Origin of the sequence: Corynebacterium sp., assembly GCF_030530965.1 — a bacterium.
GTDB lineage: Bacteria > Actinomycetota > Actinomycetes > Mycobacteriales > Mycobacteriaceae > Corynebacterium.
In genome coordinates this window covers 76,307-80,869 of the sequence record NZ_JAUMTY010000005.1, presented here as the reverse complement: position 1 = coordinate 80,869, position 4,563 = coordinate 76,307, and the positions used below count along the sequence as shown (strand labels likewise).

General features: G+C 57.3%; 2 protein-coding genes. Both read left to right on the top strand.

All coding sequences use genetic code 11. The features are described 5' to 3' along the window. A partial coding sequence (gene carA / locus Q3981_RS02300) for a glutamine-hydrolyzing carbamoyl-phosphate synthase small subunit (RefSeq protein ID WP_303123458.1) occupies window positions 1-1,046 on the top strand: 1,046 nt, incomplete at its 5' end. Next, a complete protein-coding gene (gene carB / locus Q3981_RS02295; RefSeq protein ID WP_303123456.1) occupies window positions 1,047-4,520 on the top strand; it encodes a carbamoyl-phosphate synthase large subunit in 3,474 nt (1,157 codons plus the stop codon). It abuts the gene before it with no gap. The last annotated feature ends 43 nt before the right edge of the window (window positions 4,521-4,563 follow it).

Below are 4,563 nucleotides of genomic sequence, written 5' to 3'. Positions count from 1 at the left end.
CGTCGTATCGTCGTCAGTTAGTGTGCGCGACCGCACCACAAATCGGAAACACCGGCTGGAATGACGAAGACGATGAGTCCCGCGGATCCACTATCTGGGTATCCGGTTTGATTATCCGTGACCTTTCCGCCCGCCCGTCTAACTGGCGGAGCAAGCGGTCCCTCGACGAAGAAATGGTGTCACAGGGAATAATCGGCATTAAGAATGTCGATACCCGTGCATTGGTTCGCCATCTGCGCGACAAGGGGTCGGTCAACGCTGGGATCTTTACTGGTGATGAAGCCGCGAAACCCGTCGACGAGCTCCTATCCATTGTTAACGAAATTCCGTCGATGGCTGGCCAGGATCTTGCCGAAGAAGTGAGCACCGACGAGCCTTATATCGTTGAGCCTGAGGGGACGTTGTCGCAGTCAGATACCCTGACCGTCGTCGCCTATGACATGGGAATTAAGACCAATACGCCGCGGAATTTCTCACAACGCGGCATTAAGACAGTCGTTGTCCCGGCGAATACGTCCTTCGACGACATCCAGAAGTACAACCCTGACGGGGTGTTTATTTCGAACGGTCCGGGAGATCCGTCGACGGCTGACACCATGGTCGACATCGTCCGCCAGGTTCTTTCAGCGAAAATTCCGTTCTTCGGAATTTGTTTCGGGAACCAGATTTTTGGCCGAGCATTAGGTTTAGGTACCTACAAACTCAAATTTGGTCACCGCGGAATTAACGTCCCCGTTGTCGACGTCGCCACGGGGCGCGTCTCCATCACCGCCCAAAACCATGGATTCGCCTTGCTTCCTCCGCATGTTGATGACGCGTCGGAAAAACTCAGTACCGAAGAGCTGACAGCCAGCTTCGACACCCCCTTTGGACCGGCCCACGTCACCCACATTTGCCCGAACGACAACGTGGTGGAAGGCGTCGCCCTCAACGATGGGCGGGCTTTCTCTGTGCAGTACCACCCGGAGGCGGCTGCGGGTCCCCATGATGCGAATCCGCTTTTCGACCAGTTCGTGACCGTTATGCAAGAAGGAAAGGCCAAGTAAATGCCACGCCGTACAAACCTTAACCACGTGCTGGTCATCGGGTCTGGCCCTATTGTCATCGGCCAAGCATGTGAATTTGACTACTCCGGAACTCAGGCATGTCGAGTCCTCGAACAAGAAGGACTCCGCGTCACCTTAATTAACTCCAATCCCGCGACCATCATGACCGACCCTGAGTTCGCGGACCATACCTATATTGAACCGATCGATCCCGAATACATCGAGAAGATCTTCGAAAAAGAAGCTGCCGAAGGGCACCCCATTGATGCCGTGCTCGCCACACTGGGTGGGCAGACGGCTCTCAACGCCGCCATTCAGCTTGACCGTCGGGGGATCCTCGCCAAACACCACGTGGAACTCATTGGTGCTGATATCGAGGCTATTGAGAGGGGAGAGGACCGGCAAAAGTTTAAAGATATCGTCGAAAAAATTGGTGGCGAGTCGGCTCGATCGCGGGTGTGCCACAACATGGAGGAAGTTCACGAAACCGTCGCTGAGCTCGGCCTTCCTGTTGTTGTTCGCCCCTCGTTCACTATGGGTGGGTTGGGGTCTGGCCTTGCCTACACGTACGACGACATCGACCGCATTGCCGGCGGCGGGTTAGCAGCCTCACCCGAGGCCAATGTGCTCATCGAAGAATCCATTCTGGGGTGGAAAGAGTATGAGCTCGAGCTCATGCGGGATGGCAACGATAACGTCGTCATCGTCTGTTCCATCGAGAACGTGGATGCGGTGGGCGTCCACACTGGTGACTCCGTCACCGTTGCGCCTGCGCTCACCTTGACCGACCGTGAATTTCAGGTCATGCGTGACCAGGCCATCGCCATTCTGCGCGAGGTCGGCGTCGATACAGGCGGTTGTAACATCCAATTCGCGGTGAACCCTGATAATGGCCGCATCGTCACCATCGAGATGAATCCACGCGTGTCGCGTTCATCGGCACTGGCGTCGAAGGCAACCGGTTTCCCCATCGCGAAAATCGCAGCCAAGCTGGCAATTGGATACACCCTAGATGAAATCCGCAATGACATCACCGGTGTCACCCCGGCGGCATTTGAGCCGACGTTGGACTACGTCGTCGTCAAGGCTCCTCGCTTTGCGTTCGAAAAATTCCCGGGTTCCGACGACACCCTAACCACGTCCATGAAGTCAGTGGGCGAAGCGATGGCATTGGGGCGCAATTACATCGCCGGCCTGAATAAGGTTCTTCGTTCCCTGGAGAACAAAGAAAGCGGCTTCTGGACATATCCCGACGAACACTTTGCTGGCGAATCGGCTAAGGACAAAGCGGCTGTCGTCGATATGCTCCGCGTGCCCAAAGAAGGACGCCTTTACCTCGTTGAACTTGCTCTTCGGCTGGGCGCCAGCGTCGATGAGGTCCACGAAGCGTCCGGCATTGACCCCTGGTTTATTGCGGAAATCGAGCAACTGGTGGCTTTCCGTAAGGAACTAGAGGCGGCGCCGGTGCTCACCGAAGACCTGTTGCGTCGAGCGAAGTACCTTGGGCTCTCCGACGCGCAAATCGCCAGTGTGAGGCCCGAACTCGCCGGAGAAAATGGTGTGCGCACACTGCGGTGGTCCCTTGGTATCCGTCCGGTATTCAAAACAGTGGATACGTGTGCGGCGGAGTTCGAGGCGAAAACTCCCTATCACTACAGCGCGTATGAACTTGATCCGGCTGCTGAAAGTGAAGTGACTCCGCAGCGAGAAAAAGAAAAGATCCTCATTCTCGGCTCTGGCCCCAACCGTATTGGCCAGGGGATTGAGTTCGACTATTCGTGTGTTCACGCGGCATTGGAACTCTCACGCATCGGCTATGAGACAGTCATGGTTAACTGCAACCCAGAGACGGTCTCTACCGACTATGACACGGCCGACCGCCTCTACTTTGAGCCGTTGACCTTTGAAGATGTCATGGAGGTCTACCACGCCGAATCTGAGTCGGGGAATGTGGCAGGCGTCATCTGCCAGTTGGGCGGACAGACACCGCTAGGCCTTGCTGAGCGGCTCAAAGAGGCCGACGTTCCGGTGATCGGAACAACTCCCGAGGCCATCAACCTGGCGGAAGACCGCGGTGAGTTCGGAGGGGTTCTCGAACGCTCCGGGCTTCCGGCACCGGCCTATGGGACGGCGAAGAACCTCGAGGAAGCCCAGGCGGTAGCGTCGTCAATTGGCTATCCAGTGCTGGTTCGGCCTTCCTACGTGTTGGGCGGCCGCGGCATGGAAATTGTCTATGATGACGACTCTCTCGCCGACTACATTTCCCGGGCGACCGAGATCACCCACGATCATCCCGTCCTCGTTGACCGGTTCTTGGACAATGCCATTGAAATCGACGTCGACGCTTTATGCGATGGTGACGAGGTTTATCTCGCTGGCGTCATGGAGCACATTGAGGAAGCCGGTATTCACTCGGGCGACTCCGCCTGCGCTATTCCTCCCATGACTTTGGGCACAGAGGATATCGACACTGTTCGACGGTCCACGGCAGCGCTGGCTCGTGAAATCGGTGTACGTGGACTCATGAACGTCCAGTTCGCCCTGAAAGATGACACTCTCTACGTCATCGAAGCGAATCCGCGTGCCTCGCGAACAGTGCCTTTCGTGTCCAAAGCGACGGGTGTTCCGTTGGCGAAAGCCGCCGCTCGCATATCTGTCGGCGCCACGCTCCAGGAGCTGCGTATGGAAGGAATGATCCCCACCGACCACGACGGCGGTTCACTTCCTCTCGACGCGCCGATTGCGGTCAAGGAAGCGGTGTTGCCGTTCCGTAGGTTCCGTCGGCAGGATGGCTCGCTGTTGGATTCGCTCCTGTCCCCAGAGATGAAGTCGACCGGTGAAGTCATGGGGCTTGACCGCGCGTTTGGTGCGGCCTATGCCAAGTCACAGGCTGGGGCTTATGGACGCCTCCCTGTGTCTGGCACGGTGTTTGTTTCGGTCGCCAACCACGACAAACGGACCATGGTGTTCCCCATCCAACGTTTGGCCACGTTGGGATTTTCGCTGCTGGCGACGGAAGGCACCGCGGGGATGCTCCGGCGCAATGGAATTCCGTGTGAAGTCGTCGCGAAGCAATCGCAAGTCCATGAAGATAACCCCAGCGTCGATCACGTTGAGGTGGGGACCGTTCATCGGGATAAGGACGGCCGCCGGTCCATCGTCGACCTTATTTTGGACGAACAGGTTGATCTCATCATCAACACACCAGCTGGAAGTTCCGGCGCCCGCCACGATGGTTACGAGATCCGCGCGGCAGCGTTGAACGCTGAGATCCCCTGCATTACGACGGTCCAGGCGGCAGTCGCAGCAGTCCAGGCCATCGAATCCATCCATGGCATCTCTGAGACCACTCCGACGGAACACGAGAGCGATGGGCAAGGAAACCCGCAGCCAGGTCAGGGCGGTGCTGACGAGGATGATCGCAAGCCAAACGCATCGCTGATGGTGGCAGCAATCCAGGACCTTCATGCATGAGTTGTCCAACCCGTCAGCGAAGGTCGGTAGGAAGGCTCGTGAG